We start from the raw sequence: 19,416 nt of genomic DNA, 5'->3' as shown, positions 1-19,416 counted from the left end.
CGTCACCAGACCCACCGACCAGGGCGGCCTCGGCTTCGGCCTGAAGTGGAACATGGGCTGGATGCACGACTCCCTGGTCTATGTGTCCAAGGACCCGATCCACCGCAGGTACCACCACGACGAGATGACGTTCTCGATGGTGTACGCCTACAGCGAGAACTACGTCCTGCCGATCTCCCACGACGAGGTGGTGCACGGGAAGCAGGCCCTGGTGTCCAAGATGCCGGGCGACTGGTGGCAGCGGCGCGCCAACCACCGCGCCTACCTGGGCTTCATGTGGGCCCACCCGGGCAAGCAACTCCTCTTCATGGGGCAGGAGTTCGCCCAGGGCGGCGAGTGGTCACAGGCCCAGGGCCTCGACTGGTGGCTGCTCGACCCGCAGTACGGGGCGGAACCCGACCACCGGGGCGTGCGGGACCTGGTCCGCGACCTCAACACGGTCTACCGCCGCACCCCGGCCCTGTGGCAGCGGGACACCGACCCGGCCGGCTTCCGCTGGGTCGTCTCGGACGCCGCCGACGACAACGTGTTCGCGTTCCTGCGCCACGACTCGGACGGCAGGCCTCTGCTGGCCGTGTCGAACTTCTCGCCGGTCGTCCGGCACGAGTACCGCCTGGGCGTCCCGGACGACGTCCCGGCCTGGCACGAGGTACTGAACACGGACGCGGCGGCGTACGGGGGCAGCGACGTTCGCAACCACGATCCCCTCGTCCCCGAACGGGGTGCCGGACACGGCATCCGTCTGATCCTTCCGCCCCTGGCCACGGTATGGCTGCTTCCCGCAGTCGGGTGAGCGCCGACCGTCACTCTGTCCGAGAAATTGTTTGCCGTCCAGAAAGTCGGGAATGGGCTGATTAGTGCTTCGGACAGGAGGCACGTCCGTGGGAGCCGGCTCACCGGCCCCGGGTGTGTTCCCCGTGCTGTTCCGTGAGTGCGCCCTCCCATGGTGACTGTCCAATCAGCCCCTCGAGGGAGTTGACAAGCACATGCGCATCACGGTCAAGGCAAAGCAACACCCGCACGACGACGCCCCTGACACCACCGACGCCTTCGCTCAGCTGCGCGGGCTGCCCGACGGCCCCGAGCGGCAGGCGCTGCGCGACGAGATCGTCCGGTCGTGGCTGCCGATGGCCGAGCGCATCGCCCGGCGCTACAGAGGCAGGGGCGAGTCCGTCGAGGATCTGTGTCAGGTGGCCGCTCTCGGGCTGGTCAAGGCGGTGGATCGCTACGAGCCGGCGCGCGGCTACGCGTTCGAGAGCTATGCCATCCCCACCATCACCGGCGAGATCAAGCGTCACTTCCGGGACCACATGTGGGTCCTGCACGTGCCGCGGCGCGTCCAGGACCTGCGCAACCGGGTGCGGGCGGCCGTCAAGGAGATCGGACAGGAGACCCCGGGGCACGGCCCGACCGTCGCCGAGATCGCCGAGCACGCGCATCTCAGCGAGGACGACGTGCGGGTGGGGCTGGAAGCGATGGACAGCTTCACCGCGCTCTCCCTGGACGCGGAGGTCGCCGGGAGCGACGACGGCTACGCGCTCGGTGACGCACTCGGCGACTCCGACGCCGGCTACGACCTGATCGTCGACCGGGAAGCCGTCAAGCCGTGTCTGCGCTCGCTGCCCGAGCGTGAGCGCACCATCCTCTATCTGCGCTACTTCCAGGGGATGACCCAGAGCCGCATCGCGAGCCAGCTCGGCATCTCCCAGATGCACGTCTCGCGCCTGCTCAGCGGATGCTGTGCGCGTGTGCGTGAGGAGGCCCTCTCCGACAGCGCCTGATGCCCGGCCCCGGCCGATCCGCCCTGCCGGCCCGCCGCGGTATCGGTTCGCGTCGCATCCGGCCGCCCGAGCCGCTTGTCGACCGGACGGCCGTTTGCGGTGGGCTCACTGCCGAACCCTCCCGGGAACGGTTGGCCAGTGCGCCGACACCTTCCGGACTATCCGCGAGAGGGTGTTTGAAACACGAGGCGGGAACACGCGGCGTCAGTGCGGCGGCGGACCCTCCGGCAGTTGCGTGGGGCCGTAGCGGTCGAGCGTGTCCTCCAGAAGGACGCGCAGGTGGTCCGGCAGATCCCCGTCGCGGCCCCAGATCAGTATCATCTCCGCGACATTGCGCAGCTTGATGTTCGCGCGCTGCGAGACCTCCCGGAGCACCTCCCATCCCTGGCCGGGCGTCACATGGCCGAGGGCGACGAGCATGCCGATCGCCTGGTCCACCGTCGCGTGCGAGGTGACGGCCTCCTTCAGCTGGCAGATCTCCTCCTCCAGCTGGAAGATCCGCTCGGCCTGGGAGGTGGCGTCCGGCTCGTCCTCTCCCGGACGGGCTTTCGAGGTCATCGTCCCCTCCGGGGTGCTGTGGTCTTCGCCGATGTCGGGCTTCCTCCATCGTCCCCACCGGGCCAGGGGTGTGCGAGCCGGGAGAAGGGGTACTGCGGGGACCGGGTCAGGACCGTCGGCCGGGGAGGTGAAGCAGCCATGAGCCCTTCCGAGGACACCCGGGCGAGCGCGTACGACGCGACCCCGTTCCTGCCGGACAGTGGTGATCTCGCCGCATACCGGCGTGCCGCCGCCGACTGCCACGGCTGCCCCCTGTACGAGAACGCCACCCAGACCGTGTTCGGCCGGGGGGACACCTCGGCGCGGGTCGTGCTGGTCGGCGAGCAGCCGGGCGACCAGGAGGACCGGCAGGGCGAACCCTTCGTGGGCCCGGCCGGACGCCTGCTGGACAAGGCGCTGACCGAGGCCGGTATCGACCGCGGCACCGCGTATGTCACCAACGCGGTCAAGCACTTCAAGTTCACCGTCGTCCCCGAACGGGGCAAGAGGCGCATCCACAAGGCGCCCAGCCTCCGCGAGATGAGCGCCTGCAAGCCCTGGTTGCGCGCCGAGCTGGACCTGATCCGGCCCGATGTCGTGGTGGCCCTCGGCGCCACCGCCGCCAAGTCACTGCTGGGCGGCTCCTTCCGGGTGAGCAAGGACCGCGGGAGCCTGCTGCCGCTGCCCGGCGCCGACGACGGGCAGTACGTCGTCGCGACGGTGCACCCCTCGGCGATCCTGCGCGCCGACGACCGGGAGGCGGCGTACGCCGGGCTCGTGTCCGACCTGAAGGTGGCGGCGCGGGCGCTGAACGGGCAGGGGTGAGCGGCGCCCCGTACCCGCCTGATCCGGCGATCCGCGGGTACCCGGCCCGGCATGAGCACGATCCTGTCGCGCCTGCCGTGGCGCAAGAAGCCGACCCGTACTGCCACCGAGGAGGTTCTGGAGGAGGTGAAGGAGCAGGGCCACGAGGACGACACCGACACCGGCGGGGGCACCGGGGGCGGCGCGGGTGACCCGATCACCCCGAGTCTCCAGGCCAACCGGAAGACCGCCGAGGGACGCCCCTCCGACCGAGAGCCGTGACCCACCGCTCGACGAAGGAGGGAACACCCGTGGACCACACCCGAGTGCCGATTCTCGAAGCCCTGCGCCGCTACCACGAGCGTGGGGAGCTCGCCTTCACCCCGCCCGGGCACAAACAGGCCCGCGGCGCCGACCCGGAGGCCAGAGAGCTGCTGAGCGACGTCTTCAGCTCCGATGTGCTCGCCTCGGGCGGTCTCGACGACCGCCGCATGACCGGTGACGTCCTGGTGCGGGCTGAGGAGCTGATGGCGGACGCCGTCCATGCCGAGCACACCTTCTTCACCACCTGCGGCAGCTCGCTGTCCGTGAAGGCCGCGATGCTCGCCGTGGCGGGCCCGCACGAGCAGCTGGTGGTGGGCCGTGACGCCCACAAGTCGGTGGTCTCCGGACTGATCCTGGCCGGCATCGAGCCCGTCTGGGTCGACCCGCAGTGGGACGAGCGGCAGCGCTTCGCCCACGCCCCCTCACCGCAGGCCTTCGCCGAGGCCCTCGACCGCCATCCCGAGGCGCGCGGCGCCCTGGTCACCAGCCCGACCCCGTACGGCGGCTGCGCGGACCTGGCCGCGATCGCCGAGGTCTGCCACGCGCGCGGCCTGCCGCTCATCGTCGACGAGGCGTGGGGCGCGCACCTGCCCTTCCATCCGGATCTGCCGTCCTGGGCGATGGACGCCGGCGCGGACGTCTGCGTGACCAGCATCCACAAGATGGGCAGCGGATTCGAACAGGGCTCCGTCTTCCATCTCCAGGGGTCGTTGATCGATCCCACCTCCCTGAAGTCGCGTGCGGACCTGTTGGGCACCACCAGTCCCTCCGTCCTCATCTTCGCGGGACTCGACGCCTGGCGCCGCCAGATGGCCCTGCGCGGCAAGGACCTGCTGGACGACGCGCTGCACCTTGCGGGGCAGGTCCGAGCCGGCGTCGAGGAGATCCCGGGCCTGGAGGTCCTCGGGTGCGACGATCTGGTGGGGCCGGGCCTGTCCGCGGACTACGACCCGCTGCCCGTCACCATCGACGTCAGCGGCCTCGGCACGAGCGGCTATCGCGCCGCCGACTGGCTGCGCGCCGAACACCACATCGACATGCACCTCTCCGACCACCGCCGGATCAGCGCACAGCTCACCTTCGCCGACTCGCCCGACACCACCCGGCCCCTGCTCCAGGCCCTGCGCGACCTCGCCGGGCACGCCGACGAGCTCGCGGCCGGTCTGCCGCACCCCGAGGTGCCGACGGGAGAGGCGATGCGGCTCGAACAGGTGCGCCTGCCACGTGACGCGTACTTCGGACCCAAGGAGTCCGTGCCCCTGGAGCAGGCGGCAGGCCGGATCTCCGCCGAGATGATCACGCCCTATCCGCCGGGCATCCCGGCCGTCCTGCCGGGCGAACGCCTCACCGAGCCGGTGCTGCGCTATCTGCGCACGGGCCTGGAGTCGGGCATGAACCTCCCCGACGCCGACGACCCCGAACTGCGCACCGTCAGCGTGTGCCGCTGAACCCTCTCCGCGCCCGCACGAGGGGCGGTCCCGCTGCGGGACCGCCACTCGGCCCGTAGGTACCTCACGGGGACCACGGGTGTCCCCGCCCAGCGCTCCGTCGCCATGCTGCGGACGGCGACACCCCGACGGGTCACCACAACGAGCGCGGTCCCTCGCCCGCCGGTCCCATGGACGTGTGACCACGCCCCCGGACGACTGCCTCGCCCGCAACGAGTGGATCTGCGGCGCCTACCTGAGCACCCGCCGCCACATCCTCCTCGACGCGGTGCTCCAGCATCTGCAGCTGGTCACGGCCTCCGTCGTCATCGGACTGCTCGTCGCGGTCCCGCTCGCGGTCCTGGCGCGCCGCCTGCGCCGGGCCGCCGCACCCGTCCTCGGCGTCACCACGGTCCTCTACACGATTCCGTCGCTGGCCATGTTCTCGCTGCTCCTGCCCCTGTACGGGCTGTCGGCGACCCTGGTCGTCACCGGGCTCGCCCTGTACTCGCTCACCCTGCTCGTCCGGAACGTCCTCGCGGGGCTGCGCGCCGTTCCCGAGGAGACCAGGCAGGCCGCGCTCGGTATGGGCTACGGGCCGATCCGGTTGCTGCTGACCGTGGAGCTGCCGCTCGCCCTGCCCGCCGCCATGGCCGGCCTGCGCATCGCGACCGTCTCGGCGGTGTCCCTGGTCACGGTCGGGGCGATCGTCGGCTTCGGCGGTCTCGGCAACCTCATCTACGCGGGCATGAACACCTACTTCAAGGCACAGGTGCTGACCGCCTCCGTGCTGTGCGTGCTGATCGCGGTGGCCGCCGACGTGCTGCTGCTCGGTGTGCAACGGCTCGCGACCCCCTGGGCGAGGGCGAGAAGCCGGTGAGGACCCTCGGCGGCACCTGGCACTGGCTCACCGACCCGGCGCACTGGGCGGGCGACGACGGCATCGGGCACCGGCTGCAGCAGCACCTCGTCCTGACCGCCGTCTGTCTCCTCGTCAGCTGCCTGATCGCACTGCCCGTCGCCCTCGTCCTCGGTCACCTCGGCAAGGGCGGCGCACTCGCCGTCAACCTCTCCAACGTGGGCCGCGCCGTCCCCACCTTCGCCGTGCTGGTGCTCCTGCTGCTCACCCCGATCGGCGCTTGGGGCGACGGCCCGACCGTCGTCGCTCTCGTGCTGTTCGCGGTGCCTCCGCTGCTGACCAACGCGTACGTCGGCATACGGGAGGTCGACCCCGACGTGGTGCGAGCGGCGCGGGGAATGGGCATGACCGGCCGGCAGCTGCTCCTTCGCGTGGAACTGCCCCTGTCGCTCCCCATGGTGCTGGGCGGGGTGCGCATCGCCGCCGTCCAGCTCGTCGCCACCGCCACGATCGCCGCGCTGGCCGGCGGCGGCGGACTCGGCCGCATCATCACCGCGGGCTTCAACCTGGCCAGTACGCCTCAAGTAGTCGCCGGGGCGGCCCTGGTGGCCGCGTTCGCCCTGGTGGTCGAGGGGATCTTCGAGGCCGTCGAGCGGCTGGCGCCGCGCCGTTCGAGGGACCGGCGATGAGACGGTACGCGGCGCTCGCGTCCGTCCTGCTGGTCGCCGGCTGTGTGACGGGCCCCTCCCTGGAGACCCGGGGCCGGGTCACCGCGCCGCCCGGCGACAGCAGGCACCTGACGGTCGGCTCGGCCGGCTTCACCGAGAGCGACCTGCTCGCCCACATGTACGCCCTGCTGCTGGACCGGGCCGGCTACACGACCTCCCTCATCACCGTCGCCAACCGCGAACTGTACGAACCCGCCCTGGAGTCCGGGCAGATCGACGTGATCCCGGAGTACGCGGCCACCTTCGCGGACTGGCTCCAGGCGAGGACCCACGGCGCCGGGGCCGCGCCCGCCGGCTCGCCGGACCTCGCCGCCACCATGAGCGCGCTGCGGAGACTGACCGCGCCCCGCGGGCTGACGGTGCTCGACCCGGGCCGCGCGGTCGACCGGAACGCCTTCGCGGTGACCCGCGCGTACGCCCGCGACCACCACCTGAGGACCCTGAGCGACCTCGGTCGCTCCGGCCTGAAGGTGCGGCTCGCGGCCGGGGACGAATGCGTGCGCCGGCCGTACTGCGCACCGGGCTTGAGGAAGACGTACGGCATCGACATCACCGGTGTCGACCCCAAGGGCGTCGGCACCACGCAGGCCAAGCGGGCCGTCCGGGACGGGCGGGACCAGATGGTGCTGACCACCACGACGGACGCCACCCTCGACGCGTTCGGGCTCGTGCTGCTCGCCGACGACAGACACCTGCAGAACGCGGACTACGTCGTCCCGGTCGTCAACCGCGCCCGGGCGGGCGGCGTCCGTGTCACCAAGGCCCTGGGCGCTCTCAACTCGGTCCTGACGACGGAGGACCTGACGTCCCTGAACCAGCGGGTGGACAGCTGGCGGCGGTTGCCGCAGGACGTGGCCCGCGCGTACCTCGAGGACAAGGGTCTCCTGAAGTGACGCAGCGGGTGGGCGTCCCGTCCGCTCAGGAAGCCGATGAGCGGCACCGCACGAGACGCGCCCCAGCAGGACGACACGACGCCCGACTGGGCGCGCCGTGGCTGTCGGGTTGCCCGCCACCGTCCGCCGCCCGGTCCTGACGCGCACGCCCTACGTCTCGGGTGCTCCGACGAAGCGTTCCAGCAGTGAGCACAGCAGTTCCTGGTCGTCCTCCTCCAGGCAGTCCAGGAGCTGGGCACCCACCTCGTCGGCGATCCGCGAGGCCTCGGCGAACAGGGCTCCGCCCTCTTCGGTCAGCTCCACCGCGTGGGCGCGCCGGTCGGTCGGCGAGGGTCGCCGCACGGCCAGACCGCGGGCCTCCAGGTCGTCGACCGTGCGCACCATCGAGGACTTGTCGCTGCCGGTGAGGTCGATGAGCCGGCGCTGGCTGAGCGCCCCGTGCCTGGTGAGGTTGAGCAGCACCCCGTAGTGCCGGCCCTCGATGCCGAGCGGACGCAGCGCTTCGGCGAACGTCCGTGCGGCCCGTCGCTGGGCGAGACGGAGCAGCGGGCCGATGCGCGCGGGGCCGGCATCGGGCGCGGGGGAGGCGGAGCGGGGGGCGTTCATGGCCGTCCAGCATAGGGCAAGCCGAGATTGGTTCCCAAGAGATAGTCCCATCTGGCACTATCTCATCCATGCCTAATCAGATCGTTCCTTCCCCGCGCCCGGTGGCGGATCCGCCCGCACCCGCCGACGGTGGCCGCCACTCGGTGCGGCCCTGGGCCCTCGTGCTCTTCCGGACCGTGGTGACATGCGAGGCCGTCCTGGCCCTCGGACAGGCGGTACTGGCCGGGAGCTTCCTGTCCGGTCACTACGGAGCCCTCGACCTGCACGCCCTCAACGCGACCGCCACCGGGATCGTCGCCGTCGCCCAGATCGTGGCTTCGGTGCTGCTGTGGCGGCCCGGTGGCGGGCCCGGCCGGCCGGCCCTGATCAGCGCCGCGCTGTTCGGGGCGGAGGCGGGACAGATCGCCATGGGGTACGCGCGCGTGCTCGCCGTCCACGTCCCGCTGGGCGTGGCGATCATCGCCTGCACCGTGCTGATGCTGGTCTGGGCATGGCGCCCGGAGCGTTCCCGTCGTGCGGAGGGACGCGCATGAGCGGGGGCATCGGCCGACGCCGCCTGCTCGCCGCGGCGGCCCTCGGCGGCGGCGCGCTCACCGCCGGCGGATGGGCCATGGCCTCGGGCGCGCTCACCCCCGGTCAGCCGGGGCTGCTGCTGCGCAGCCAGGCTCCCCTGCCGCCGCGGTTCGCGGTGCCGCTGCCCGTGCCGTCCGTGCTCCCGCCGGTGCGCTCCGACGGCACGACGGACGTGTACGAGATCACCCAGCGGACGGCGCGCCTGCGTATCCTGCCCGGTCTGGAGACCACCGCCTGGACCTACGGCGGCACCTTCCCCGGGCCCACGCTGGTCTCGCGCTCGGGGCGCCGCACGGTGGTGCGCCACCGCAACGAACTGCCGCACCCGACCGTCGTCCACCTGCACGGCGGCCACACACCGTACGGCAGCGACGGCTATCCGACCGCGCTGATCCTGCCGCGCGGCGGCACGGTGACCGGTGCGGACGACATGGCGGTGATGCCGGGGACGGCGGGGATGCCGGGGACGACCGGCACGGCCGGGACCGCCGACTCCCACGACATTGCAGCGGTCCTGCGCACGTACACGTATCCGATGGAGCAACGGGCCGCCACCCTCTGGTACCACGACCACCGCATGGGCTTCACCGGCCCGAACGTCTGGCACGGCCTCGCTGGTTTCCACCTCGTCCACGACGACGAGGAAGAGGCGCTGCCGCTGCCCCGCGGCGACCGCGACGTCCCCTTGATGATCACCGACCGGTCCTTCGCGGCCGACGGCTCCTTCCGGTACCCGGCCCTGGACGCGGCACAGCACACACCAGGCGTCAGCGAGCGCTACATGGACGGCGTCCTGGGCGACGTCATCCTGGTCAACGGGGCACCCTGGCCGGTACTTCCGACCCGGCGGCTGCGCTACCGGCTGCGCCTGCTCAACGCCTCGAACGCCCGCCGCTACCGTCTGGCGCTCGACCCTCCGCCCCCGGGCGGCGGCGGTCTGGTGCAGATCGGCGGCGACGGCGGCCTGCTTCAGACGCCGCTCGCGCACGACTCGCTGGACATCGCCCCGGCCGAACGCTTCGACGTGGTCGTCGACTTCTCCCGCTACCGGCCCGGCACCCGTGTACGGCTGGTCAACCAGTTGGGCAGCGGCAGCACGGCGGCCGTGATGCGGTTCGACGTCTCCACCGCCCGGCCACCGGCCGACGACTCACGCATACCGGCCCGGCTGTCCGCGATACCCACGCCGCGCCCGGACCGGGCCACGGCGGTGCGGACGTTCCACTTCCAGCGGAGCGCCGGATCCACCGGCTGGACCATCAACGGCCGCCCCTACGAGCCCGGCAGGCCCCTGGCAACCGTCCGGCTCGGCACCACCGAGGTGTGGCGGTTCGTCACCGACTTCCATCACCCCGTCCATCTCCACCTGAACCATTTCCGGGTGACCGCCCGCAACGGCCGCTCGCCCGGGCCGTACGACGCGGGCTGGAAGGACACGGTCGACCTGCGTCCCGCCGAATCCGTGGAGATCGTCACCCGGTTCACCGACTACCCGGGCCGCTACATGCTGCACTGTCACAACCTGGAACACGAGGACATGGCGATGATGGGCGACTTCGTCACGGAGTGAACCCGTCCGCCGAGCGGCGCAGCGCCTCGTGCAGTCCGGCCGGGGTGAGGACACCGAGGAAACGTGCCCCGTCCAGGACCGCCACCCACCCGGCGTCGTGCCGGAGCATCACCTCGAACGCCTGCTTGAGCGAAGCGCCCACCGGAACCCAGCAGTCCATCAGGTGGGCGTGGTCGCGGACGAGGCCGCCGCCCGCCAGCTCCTCGGTGCCGACCCAGCCGTGCAGACCGCCCTCCGCGTCGAGGACGACCGCCCGGAGTGCGCCCTCGGCGCGCAACCGGGCCTCGGCCCGCCGGGCGGGCTCCTCGAGGCGGGTGACCGGCGGCTGTCCGAGGTCGCCCGGCTGGACCTCCGTCACCGACAGCCGCTTCAGCCCACGGTCCGCGCCCACGAAAGCGGCGACATACGGCGTGGCAGGCCGGCCCAGCACCGCCCCCGGCGTGTCGAACTGCTCGACGCGCCCCTGTCCGTACACCGCGATCCGGTCGCCCAGCCGCACCGCTTCCTCGATGTCGTGCGTGACCAGCAGCACTGTTTTGCGCACGGCCGCCTGCATCCGCAGGAACTCGTCCTGCAGCTGCTTCCGCACCACCGGGTCGACCGCTCCGAACGGCTCGTCCATCAGCAGCACGGGGGGATCGGCGGCGAGCGCCCGCGCCACTCCGACCCGTTGCCGCTGACCGCCCGACAACTGGTCGGGGTAGCGCGGCCCGTACGTCCTCGGGTCCAGTCCCACCAGCTCCAGCAGCTCGGCTGCGCGCGCCCGTGCCCTCGCCCTCGGCCAGCCGAGCAGCAGCGGGACGGTGGCCGTGTTGTCGAGCACGGTCCGGTGCGGGAACAGCCCCACCTGCTGGATGACGTAGCCGATCCGGCGCCGCAGCCGCACCGGATCGACGGCCGAGACGTCCTCACCGCCCACCACGACACGCCCGGAGGTGGGTTCCACCAGCCGGTTGACCAGCATCATCGTGGTCGTCTTGCCGCAGCCGGACGGCCCGACGAGCGTGACCAGTTCACCCTCGGCGACCTCGAACCAGAGGTCGCGCACGGCCGTCGTGCCGTCCGGATACCGCTTGGTGACCTGCTCGAACCGGATCATTCCCTCACGCTAACCGCGCCGGTCACTCACCGCTCACCAGCACCACCTCCAGGGTGCGCGGACCGTGCACCCCCTCGACCCGGTCCAGCTCGATGTCGCTCGTCGCGGACGGCCCGGAGATCCATGTCAGCGGGCGTGCCGGGTCGAGTCGTTCCAGGGCCTGGGGGACGGAGGAGACCACCTGGTCGGGCACGCGCACCACACAGATGTGGTGGTCGGGGACCAGAGTGATACGGCGGCGGCCCTGGTCCGGTGCGCCGTCCAGCACGATGGTGCCGGTCTCGGCGATGGCGACGGCGCAGCCGGTGACCACGCTCTGCACCTTGTCCAGGTCCTGCGGCGTGCTCGCGGCTCGGTCGTGGACGCGTGTGGGATCGGCGGCCGACATCCACTCGGGGGGAAGCCCCGGGGGGACGAGCACATACTGCGACCCGCGTTCGGCAAGCAGCCGCATGATGAGGTACGGCAGCTCCTCCGCGTCCGCCCGGTGCACGACCGCCCGGTAGTCCGCCAGGTTCTCCGCCAGCAGATCGACCGTCTCCTCGACGGTGCGGTCGCCGTGCTGCCGCAGATAGTCCCGGGAAACGGCCTGGTCGTACGCCGTGTCGTCCTTCGGTACGTCCGCCAGCGCGCGCCGCACCCGGCCCAGGATCTGCTCTCTGCTGGTCACTTTCCCTCGCCTCCGTCCTTGCCGCCCCGGGTCCGCTGCCACCAGTCGCGGAACGGCTCCGCCGGCACCTGCGGCAGGTCCCGGCTCGCGCTCCACGCCCGGCCGGGGCCCGGCAGCGTCCGTGGAAGGAAGCGGCGCGAGCGGGACGCCAGCCGCTGACCCGTCCGCAGCGCCCCGGGGCGGCCGAACGCCCAGCGTGCCGCCCGCATCGCCGCCCGCTCGGCGGCATGCCCCTTCGCGGGCCGCAGCACGACCTTGTTGCCGCCGCGTGTCACCGGCCCGCCCTGCACGACCCGTTCCCGCAGATGCACCAGCACCTCGGGGATGTCGATGGCGACCGGGCACACCTCGTAGCAGGCACCGCACAGCGAGGACGCGTACGGCAGCGAGGCGTCGATCTCGCTCTGCGTGCCCCTCAGCTGGGGACTGAGGATCGCGCCGATGGGCCCCGGGTACACCGAGCCGTAGGCGTGTCCGCCCGCCCGCTCGTACACCGGGCAGACGTTGAGACACGCCGAGCAGCGGATGCAGCGCAGCGCCTGGCGGCCCACCTGGTCGGCGAGCGTGTCGGTGCGCCCGTTGTCGAGCAGGACCAGATGGAAGGTCCTCGGTCCGTCCTCGTCGGTCGTGCCGGTCCAGGTGCTGGTGTACGGGTTCATGCGCTCGGCCGTGGAGGAGCGCGGCAGGGTCTGCAGGAACACCTCCAGGTCCCGCCAGGTCGGCACGATCTTCTCGATGCCGACCACCGAGATCAGCGTCTCGGGGAGGGTGAGGCACATCCGCCCGTTGCCCTCGGACTCCACCACGACCAGCGTGCCGGTCTCGGCGACCATGAAGTTCGCGCCGGAGATCCCGACCTTGGCGCGCAGGAACTTCTCCCGCAGGTGCAGCCGGGCCGCCTCGGCGAGTTCGGCGGGGGTGTCGGTCAGTCCCTCGGGGGCGGGACGGCCCCACTCGGCCATCTCGGAGCGGAAGATGTCCCGGATCTCGCCGCGGTTGCGGTGGATCGCCGGGACGAGGATGTGGGAGGGGCGGTCCTTGCCCAACTGGACGATCAGTTCGGCCAGGTCCGTCTCGTAGGCGCGGATGCCCTCCGCCTCCAGGGCCTCGTTGAGGCCGATCTCCTGGGTGGCCATCGACTTGACCTTGACGACTTCGGACTCGCCCGTCGCCCTGACCAGTCCGGCCACGATCCGGTTGGCCTCGTCCGCGTCGGTGGCCCAGTGCACGGTGCCGCCAGCCGCGGTCACCGACTCCTCCAACTGCACCAGATACCGGTCGAGATGGCGCAGCGTGTGGTCCTTGATCTGCCGGCCCGCCTCCCGCAGCGCCGCCCAGTCGGACACCTCCGCGACCGCCTTGGCTCGCTTGGCGCGGATGGTGTGGGTGGCATGGCGCAGATTGCCGCGCAGGGTCCGGTCGCGCACCGCCTCGTGCGCCGCCGCCGGGAAGGCGGGCATACCGAGATACGTTCCGCTCATACCAGCGGCTCCTCTTCCGTGCTCGCCAGGATCTCCGCGATGTGCACCGGCCGCATCCCGACCCTCAGACGCGCCATCGTGCCGCCGATGTGCATCAGACAGGAGTTGTCGGCCGCGCACAGCACCTCCGCGCCCGTCGACTCGGCGTTGCGCACCTTGTCGGCGCCCATCGCCGCCGAGACATCGGAGTTCTTCAGCGCGAACGTGCCGCCGAAGCCGCAGCACTCCTCGGCCCCCGGCAGCTCGGCCAGCTCAAGGCCCTTCACGGCCTGGAGCAGCCGCCTGGGCCGGTCGCCCAGGCCCAGGCCCCGCAGGCCGTGGCAGGTCGGGTGGTAGGTCACCTTGTGCGGGTAGTAGGCGCCGACATCGGTCACTCCCAGCACGTCCACCAGGAACTCCGTCAGCTCGTAGGTCTTGGGGACCACGGGTGCCAGGGTGGCCGCGAGTGTGTCCCCGCGGCCCTCGGCCCGTGCCCGTTCACCCATCCGCGGATACAGCTCCCGCACCATCGCCCCGCACGACCCCGACGGCGTCACGATCGCCTCGTAGTCACGGAAGACATCGGAGAACTTCATGGCGAGCGGCTCGGCCTCGTGTCGGTATCCGGTGTTGTAGTGGGCCTGTCCGCAGCAGGTCTGCGCCATCGGGAAGTCGACGTCGACGCCCAGTCTGGTCAGCAGTTTCACCACCGCTCGGCCGGTGTCCGGATAGAGCGTGTCGTTGACGCAGGTCAGGAACAAGGCGACACGCATCGCGGCTCCTAGAGGTCGATCATCGGATGAGTGCAGGGTAGTCGGCGGGCGCGGTCTGGGGGAGACCCCGGCTCAGGACGCGGCGAGCCGGGACTCCGCCGCGCGCCACAGGGCCGTGTCGCCGCGCGGTTCGTACCGCGTGAGCGGCTGGGTGGCGGCGAGCAGCCGGCGCATCTCGGCCCGGTCGCCGACGAGCCCGTGGGCGCGGGCCTGGACGAGGACGTTCCCGAGGGCGGCCGCCTCCGTCGGACCGGCCACCACCGGCAGCCCGCAGGCGTCGGCGGTCAGCTGGCACAGCAGGGCGTTGCGGGTGCCGCCCCCGACGATGTGGACCACGTCCACCGGGTGGTCGGCGAGCCGCTGGGCCTCGGACACGGCCCGGCGGTGGGCGAGCGCGAGCGAGTCGAGGATGCACCGTGTGACCTCGGCGGGGGAGTCCGGCACCGGCTGCCCCGAGGCCCGGCACGCCTCGGCGATGCGCGCCGGCATCCGCCCGGGCGCCAGGAACGCCGTGTCGCCGGCGTCCACCACGGACCGCAGCGCCGGGACCTCGGCGGCGGCCGACAGCAGCTCGGGCAGGTCCGGGTCGCCCCACTCCCGTACGCACTCCTGGAGCAGCCACAGACCCATGATGTTGCGCAGATAGCGGACCGTGCCGTCCAGGCCGAGTTCGTTGGTGAAGTTCGCGGCCCGGCTCTCCTCGGTCAGCACGGGTGCCCGGAGCTCCAGGCCGGCCAGCGACCAGGTGCCGGTGCAGATGTAGGCGAACCGCTCATCGACGGCCGGTACGGCGGCCACCGCGGACGCCGTGTCGTGCGAGCCCACGGCGGTCACCGGCACGGGACCCCGCAGACCCGTCTCGTCCAGCACCTCGGGCCGCAGCACACCGGCCGGGTCGCCGGGCCGGCGCAGCGGTGCGAACAGGCTCAGGTCGATGTCCAGCCGGGTCGCGACGCCGTACGCCCAGTCGCGCGTGCGGGGGTCGATGAGCTGGGTGGTGGAGGCGTTGGTCAGCTCGGTGCCCTGCTCGCCCGTCAGCCAGTACGTCAGCAGGTCCGGGATGAGCAACAGCCGCTCGGCCTGGGCGAGTCGGACGGTGGAGCGGGCCGCGGTCAGCTGGTACAGGGTGTTGAAGGGCGCGTACTGAAGGCCGGTCGCGGCGTACAACTCCTCCGCGGGGACGGTGGCCCAGACCTTCTCCGCGACCCCCTCCGTGCGGGCGTCCCGGTAGTGGACGGGGTTGCCGAGCAGGGCTCCGTCCGCGTCCAGCAGGCCGTAGTCCACGGCCCAGCTGTCGATGCCGACCGAGTCGACCCGGCCGGCCGCGCGCAGCCCTTCGATGACGCCCGCGTACAGCGACAGGATGTCCCAGCGCAGCCCCTCGGGGATCCGCACGGGCCGGTTCGGGAAGCGGTGCGCCTCGGTCAGCTCCAGGGTGCCGGGGCCCACGCGGCCGACCATGACGCGCCCGCTGGACGCGCCGAGGTCGACCGCGGCGTAAGACTGCACGGCGCTCACCGCAGGAAGGCGGCCGCGACGCCGGCGTCGACCGGGATGTGCAGTCCCGTGGTGTGGGTGAGGTCCCCGCCGGTCAGCGCGAACACGGCGTTCGCGACGTGCTCCGGCAGCACCTCCCGCTTGAGGATGGTCCGCTGGGCGTAGAACTCGCCGAGCTTCTCCTCCGGCACCCCGTACACGGCCGCGCGCTGCGCGCCCCAGCCGCCCGCGAAGATGCCGGAGCCGCGCACCACCCCGTCCGGGTTGACCCCGTTCACGCGGATGCCGTGCTCGCCCAGCTCGGCGGCCAGCAGCCGCACCTGGTGCGCCTGGTCGGCCTTCGTCGCGGAGTAGGCGATGTTGTTGGGTCCGGCGAAGACGGCGTTCTTGGAGGCGATGTAGACGATGTCGCCGCCCAGCTCCTGGGAGATCATCACGCGGGCCGCCTCCCGCGAGACGAGGAAGGAGCCGCGGGCCATGATGTCGTGCTGGAGGTCCCAGTCCTTCACCGAGGTCTCCAGCAGCGGCTTGGAGACGGAGATGCCGGCGTTGTTGACCACGAGGTCGACGCCACCGAACGCCAGCACGGCGGCCTTGAAGGCGTCCGCGATCTGCTCCTCGGAGGTGACGTCGACCGTCACGGCGACGGCCTTGTCCGGCCCGCCCAGCTCCTCGGCCACGGCGGCGGCGTTCTCGGCGTCGAGGTCGGCGACGACGACGCAGGCGCCCTCGGCCACCAGCCGCGCGGCGATCGCCTTGCCGATCCCGCTGCCGGCCCCCGTCACCAGCGCCACCCGCGTGGCCAGCGGCTTGGGCTTCGGCATCCGCTGGAGCTTGGCCTCCTCCAGGGCCCAGTACTCGATGCGGAACTTCTCGGACTCCTCGATCGGCGCGTACGTCGACACGGCCTCGGCGCCGCGCATCACGTTGATCGCGTTGACGTAGAACTCGCCGGCCACGCGGGCGGTCTGCTTGTCCTTGCCGAAGGAGAACATGCCGACGCCGGGCACGAGCACGATCGCCGGGTCGGCCCCCCGCATGGCGGGGGAGTCGGGCAGAGCGTGCCTCTTGTAGTAGGCGGCGTACTCCTCGCGGTAGGCGGTGTGCAGTTCCTTCAGCCGGGTGACGGCCTCCTCCAGCGGCGCCGTCGGCGGAAGGTCGAGGACCAGCGGACGGACCTTGGTGCGCAGGAAGTGGTCCGGGCAGGAGGTGCCCAGCGCGGCGAGCCGAGGGTGCTGGGCTCGCGCCACGAAGTCGAGGACGACCTCGGAGTCGGTGAAGTGCCCGACCTGCGGCCTGTCCTGGGACGCGATCGCCCGGACATGCGGCGCGAGGGCCGCGGCCCGCCCCCGGCGCTCGGTCTCGGGCAGGGCCTCGTACCCCTCGATCACCGGGCCGAACGGCTCGGGCCGGCCCCGCTCGGCGAGGAAGGCCTCGGCGGTGCGGATGATGTGCAGGGAGTTGCGCTCGCACTCCTTCGAGGTGGCTCCCCAGGCGGTGATGCCGTGCCCGCCCAGGATGCAGCCGATGGCCTGCGGGTTGGCCTCCTTGATGGCGGCGATGTCCAGCCCGAGCTGGAACCCGGGCCGCCGCCACGGCACCCACACCACGGTGTCGCCGAAGCACTCGGCGGTCAGCTTCTCCCCGTCGGCCGCGCAGGCGAGCGCGATCCCGGAGTCGGGGTGGAGGTGGTCGACATGGGGCGCGTCCACGAGACCGTGCATGGCGGTGTCGATGGAGGGGGCGGCCCCGCCCTTGCCGTGCAGACAGTAGTCGAACGCGGCGACCATCTCGTCCTCCCGCTCGACACCGGGGTAGACGTCGACGAGGGCCCGCAGCCGGTCGAGCCGCAACACCGCCAGCCCGGCCTCGGTCAGGGTTCCGAGATCACCCCCGGACCCCTTGACCCACATCAGCTCGACATCACCGCCGGTGACGGGGTCGGTGTCGGTGCCCTTGGCGGAGGCGTTGCCGCCGGCGTAGTTGGTGTTACGGGGATCGGAGCCGAGCCGATGGGAACGGGCGAGGAGAGCGGCGGCTTCGGGGTGGAGCGACATATCCAGTCCTTCATAGACGAGGGGTGAGTGGAGCGCGCCCCATAGGGGCGCGGGTCTGTATCGATTTGCGGCTCCGCCGCGATGGGGGTCCCCCTGTTCGAGCGAAGCCGAGAACTTGGGGGAGCGACCAACCACATCCGGCCCGCAGTCTGCGAACGGCCTTACCCGGCAGACGCAGCGCAGCGCCTACGCACCCCAACCGGCCTGCTGACCGCCCACGCGCTCCTCAACGATCTTCTGAGCCCATCCGGACCGGGCGTACGCCCCCATGGGGTCGGGGTCCAGCCCCATCTCCTCCCGCACCTCCGCCAGCAGCGGACGAACGTCCGTGTTGTACGCGTCCATGAGCACCGCGTTGGCGCCCAGCACATCTCCCGCCCGCTGCGCCGCGGCGAGCGCCTCCCGGTCCACCAGCAGCGCCTTGGCCGTGGCCTCCTGGACGTTCATCACCGAGCGGATGATCGCCGGGATCTTCGCCTCGATGTTGTGGCACTGGTCGAGCATGAAGGCGACCTCGGAGGTGAACCCGCCCCCGCGCACCACCTCGTACATGATCCGGAACAGCTGGAACGGATCCGCGGCCCCCACCATCAGGTCGTCGTCGGCGTAGAACCGCGAGTTGAAGTCGAACCCCCCGAGCTTGCCCTCGCGCAGCAGCGTCGCCACGATGAACTCGATGTTGGTGCCCGGTGCGTGGTGCCCGGTGTCCACCACCACCTGCGCCTTGGGTCCCAGCTTCAGGCAGTGCGCGTACGCCGTCCCCCAGTCCGGCACGTCCGTCGTGTAGAAGGCCGGCTCGAAGAACTTGTACTCCAGCAGCATCCGCTGCCCGTCGCCCAGCCGCTCGTACACCTCGGCGAGGCCCTCCGCGAGCCGGTCCTGCCGCGCACGGATGTCGTCCTGCCCGGGGTAGTTCGTCCCGTCCGCGAACCACAGCTTCAGGTCCCTCGACCCGGTGGCGTCCATGATGTCGACGCACTCCAGCAGATGATCGACGGCCTTGCGCCGCACCGCCGCGTCCGGATGGCAGATGCTGCCGAGCTTGTAGTCGTCGTCCTGGAAGGTGTTGGAGTTGATCGCGCCGAGCCTCACGCCGCGCTCCTGCGCGTACTTGGCGAGCGCGCCGTAGTCGTCCACCTTGTCCCACGGGATGTGCAGTGCCACGGTCGGCGCGACGCCCGTGAACTCGTGCACCTTCGCCGCGTCGTCCAGTTTCTCGCGCGGATCGCGGGGGACGCCTGCCTGCGCGAACACCTTGAAGCGCGTGCCCGAGTTCCCGTACGCCCATGACGGCGTCTCGACGGCCTGGGTCTTCAGAGCGGCCTTCACCGCGGCGAGCTCGGTCACTTGGGGGCTCCTGTGGCATCGGTGGGCATGGGTGGGGGACGCCATGCGTGAAACGATTCAGGAAGGGAAGCTAGGAGCCTCTACCTGGAGTGTCAAGGCTTTCGGCGGGCCGATCCTGCCGTGACCGCGTCGTGACGTTGCCTATCGAAATTTTTCGAGGCGACCCCATTGACGCGACATGGCTGGCCCGCCTAACGTCCCGGCAACCAAGTTGAAACCTTTCACGACGCCGCGAGGACTACCTGCCGGTGTCGTCGAGGAGCCCCCATGACCCACCCGTCCGACACGGGTCCGGCCCCGGTGCTGGCGCTCAGGGACATCTCCAAGTCCTTCGGCGCGGTGCGCGCCCTGAGAGACGTGTCCCTGGAACTGTTCCCCGGTGAGGTGCACGCGCTCGCCGGCGAGAACGGC

Annotated in this window: 19 protein-coding genes; 10 read left to right on the top strand and 9 right to left on the bottom strand. The window is 71.6% G+C overall.

The annotated features are described in order from the left end of the window. Together C3488_RS35595 and C3488_RS35590 are read left to right on the top strand one after the other, a co-directional pair. A partial coding sequence (locus C3488_RS35595; RefSeq protein ID WP_181139327.1) for an alpha amylase C-terminal domain-containing protein occupies positions 1-793 on the top strand: 793 nt, incomplete at its 5' end. A 193-nt stretch (positions 794-986) separates the two neighbouring features. Next, on the top strand, positions 987-1,781 hold the full coding sequence (locus C3488_RS35590; RefSeq protein ID WP_103845014.1) for a SigB/SigF/SigG family RNA polymerase sigma factor: 795 nt from the start codon (positions 987-989) through the stop codon (positions 1,779-1,781). 204 nt (positions 1,782-1,985) lie between these two features. Here the strand turns inward: C3488_RS35590 and C3488_RS35585 are convergent, their stop codons facing one another. Continuing rightward, the gene (locus C3488_RS35585) at positions 1,986-2,339 is read right to left on the bottom strand and encodes an ANTAR domain-containing protein (RefSeq protein ID WP_103845013.1); all 354 of its coding nucleotides are present in this window, start codon (positions 2,337-2,339) and stop codon (positions 1,986-1,988) included. Between the two features lie 138 nt (positions 2,340-2,477). Between C3488_RS35585 and C3488_RS35580 the strand changes: the two genes are divergently transcribed. The 6 genes from C3488_RS35580 (at position 2,478) to C3488_RS35555 (ending at position 7,353) form a co-directional block, all read left to right on the top strand. Then, complete coding sequence (locus C3488_RS35580; protein WP_103845012.1) at positions 2,478-3,143, top strand: UdgX family uracil-DNA binding protein; 666 nt, start codon at positions 2,478-2,480, stop codon at positions 3,141-3,143. Between the two features lie 51 nt (positions 3,144-3,194). Next, a complete protein-coding gene (locus tag C3488_RS35575) occupies positions 3,195-3,404 on the top strand; it encodes a hypothetical protein (RefSeq protein ID WP_103845011.1) in 210 nt (69 codons plus the stop codon). A gap of 29 nt (positions 3,405-3,433) precedes the next feature. Continuing rightward, complete coding sequence (locus tag C3488_RS35570) at positions 3,434-4,894, top strand: aminotransferase class I/II-fold pyridoxal phosphate-dependent enzyme (protein ID WP_103845010.1); 1,461 nt, start codon at positions 3,434-3,436, stop codon at positions 4,892-4,894. Between the two features lie 178 nt (positions 4,895-5,072). Then, complete coding sequence (locus C3488_RS35565) at positions 5,073-5,753, top strand: ABC transporter permease (protein WP_103845009.1); 681 nt, start codon at positions 5,073-5,075, stop codon at positions 5,751-5,753. After that, complete coding sequence (locus C3488_RS35560; protein ID WP_103845008.1) at positions 5,750-6,421, top strand: ABC transporter permease; 672 nt, start codon at positions 5,750-5,752, stop codon at positions 6,419-6,421. The genes C3488_RS35565 and C3488_RS35560 overlap by 4 nt, the downstream gene beginning before the upstream one ends. Further along, entirely contained in the window at positions 6,418-7,353 is a 936-nt protein-coding gene (locus C3488_RS35555; protein WP_103845007.1) for an ABC transporter substrate-binding protein, read from the top strand. The genes C3488_RS35560 and C3488_RS35555 overlap by 4 nt, the downstream gene beginning before the upstream one ends. A gap of 150 nt (positions 7,354-7,503) precedes the next feature. Here the strand turns inward: C3488_RS35555 and C3488_RS35550 are convergent, their stop codons facing one another. After that, positions 7,504-7,959, bottom strand: a complete 456-nt coding sequence (locus C3488_RS35550) for a MarR family winged helix-turn-helix transcriptional regulator (protein WP_103845006.1) — start codon at positions 7,957-7,959, stop codon at positions 7,504-7,506. Between the two features lie 68 nt (positions 7,960-8,027). Between C3488_RS35550 and C3488_RS35545 the strand changes: the two genes are divergently transcribed. Beyond that, positions 8,028-8,492: a hypothetical protein gene (locus C3488_RS35545; protein WP_146067994.1), complete on the top strand. Its 465-nt coding sequence runs from the start codon at positions 8,028-8,030 to the stop codon at positions 8,490-8,492. Beyond that, the gene (locus C3488_RS35540) at positions 8,489-10,102 is read left to right on the top strand and encodes a multicopper oxidase family protein (protein ID WP_103845004.1); all 1,614 of its coding nucleotides are present in this window, start codon (positions 8,489-8,491) and stop codon (positions 10,100-10,102) included. Before C3488_RS35545 ends, C3488_RS35540 begins: the two co-directional genes overlap by 4 nt. On the opposite strand, the gene C3488_RS35535 is transcribed toward C3488_RS35540, so the two are convergent. From C3488_RS35535 to rhaI, 7 genes are all read right to left on the bottom strand, one after another. Beyond that, positions 10,092-11,201: an ABC transporter ATP-binding protein gene (locus C3488_RS35535; protein WP_103845003.1), complete on the bottom strand. Its 1,110-nt coding sequence runs from the start codon at positions 11,199-11,201 to the stop codon at positions 10,092-10,094. The genes C3488_RS35540 and C3488_RS35535 overlap by 11 nt on opposite strands. Before the next feature lie 22 nt (positions 11,202-11,223). Next, positions 11,224-11,871 carry a lactate utilization protein C gene (locus C3488_RS35530; RefSeq protein ID WP_103845002.1) on the bottom strand — a complete coding sequence of 216 codons (648 nt, stop codon included), beginning with the start codon at positions 11,869-11,871 and terminating at the stop codon, positions 11,224-11,226. Continuing rightward, the gene (locus C3488_RS35525; protein ID WP_103845001.1) at positions 11,868-13,352 is read right to left on the bottom strand and encodes a LutB/LldF family L-lactate oxidation iron-sulfur protein; all 1,485 of its coding nucleotides are present in this window, start codon (positions 13,350-13,352) and stop codon (positions 11,868-11,870) included. The genes C3488_RS35530 and C3488_RS35525 overlap by 4 nt, the downstream gene beginning before the upstream one ends. Continuing rightward, entirely contained in the window at positions 13,349-14,104 is a 756-nt protein-coding gene (locus tag C3488_RS35520) for a (Fe-S)-binding protein (RefSeq protein WP_103845000.1), read from the bottom strand. Before C3488_RS35520 ends, C3488_RS35525 begins: the two co-directional genes overlap by 4 nt. 72 nt (positions 14,105-14,176) lie before the next feature. Next, positions 14,177-15,613 (bottom strand): rhamnulokinase family protein, encoded by a 1,437-nt coding sequence (locus C3488_RS35515; protein ID WP_103844999.1) that lies wholly within the window; start codon positions 15,611-15,613, stop codon positions 14,177-14,179. A gap of 5 nt (positions 15,614-15,618) precedes the next feature. Continuing rightward, on the bottom strand, positions 15,619-17,658 hold the full coding sequence (locus C3488_RS35510; protein WP_103844998.1) for a bifunctional aldolase/short-chain dehydrogenase: 2,040 nt from the start codon (positions 17,656-17,658) through the stop codon (positions 15,619-15,621). Positions 17,659-17,844: 186 nt separating this feature from the next. Beyond that, on the bottom strand, positions 17,845-19,005 hold the full coding sequence (rhaI, locus tag C3488_RS35505; protein WP_103844997.1) for an L-rhamnose isomerase: 1,161 nt from the start codon (positions 19,003-19,005) through the stop codon (positions 17,845-17,847). Positions 19,006-19,416: the final 411 nt, after the last annotated feature.

It is taken from the genome of Streptomyces sp. Ru72 (genome assembly GCF_002920635.1).
Taxonomy (GTDB): Bacteria; Actinomycetota; Actinomycetes; order Streptomycetales; family Streptomycetaceae; genus Streptomyces.
The sequence above is the reverse complement of the archived record's forward strand: the minus strand, read 5'-3'. Positions and strand labels throughout refer to the sequence as shown.

Excerpts from the sequence above, each read along its gene's own strand:
- C3488_RS35520 (WP_103845000.1), bottom strand. The coding sequence starts at position 14,104 with ATGCGTGTCGCCTTGTTCCTGACCTGCGTCAACGACACGCTCTATCCG.
- C3488_RS35550 (WP_103845006.1), bottom strand. The coding sequence starts at position 7,959 with ATGAACGCCCCCCGCTCCGCCTCCCCCGCGCCCGATGCCGGCCCCGCG.
- C3488_RS35580 (WP_103845012.1), top strand. The coding sequence starts at position 2,478 with ATGAGCCCTTCCGAGGACACCCGGGCGAGCGCGTACGACGCGACCCCG.
- C3488_RS35555 (WP_103845007.1), top strand. The coding sequence starts at position 6,418 with ATGAGACGGTACGCGGCGCTCGCGTCCGTCCTGCTGGTCGCCGGCTGT.
- C3488_RS35525 (WP_103845001.1), bottom strand. The coding sequence starts at position 13,352 with ATGAGCGGAACGTATCTCGGTATGCCCGCCTTCCCGGCGGCGGCGCAC.
- C3488_RS35575 (WP_103845011.1), top strand. The coding sequence starts at position 3,195 with ATGAGCACGATCCTGTCGCGCCTGCCGTGGCGCAAGAAGCCGACCCGT.
- C3488_RS35590 (WP_103845014.1), top strand. The coding sequence starts at position 987 with ATGCGCATCACGGTCAAGGCAAAGCAACACCCGCACGACGACGCCCCT.
- C3488_RS35545 (WP_146067994.1), top strand. The coding sequence starts at position 8,028 with ATGCCTAATCAGATCGTTCCTTCCCCGCGCCCGGTGGCGGATCCGCCC.
- C3488_RS35540 (WP_103845004.1), top strand. The coding sequence starts at position 8,489 with ATGAGCGGGGGCATCGGCCGACGCCGCCTGCTCGCCGCGGCGGCCCTC.
- C3488_RS35510 (WP_103844998.1), bottom strand. The coding sequence starts at position 17,658 with ATGTCGCTCCACCCCGAAGCCGCCGCTCTCCTCGCCCGTTCCCATCGG.
- C3488_RS35535 (WP_103845003.1), bottom strand. The coding sequence starts at position 11,201 with ATGATCCGGTTCGAGCAGGTCACCAAGCGGTATCCGGACGGCACGACG.
- C3488_RS35585 (WP_103845013.1), bottom strand. The coding sequence starts at position 2,339 with ATGACCTCGAAAGCCCGTCCGGGAGAGGACGAGCCGGACGCCACCTCC.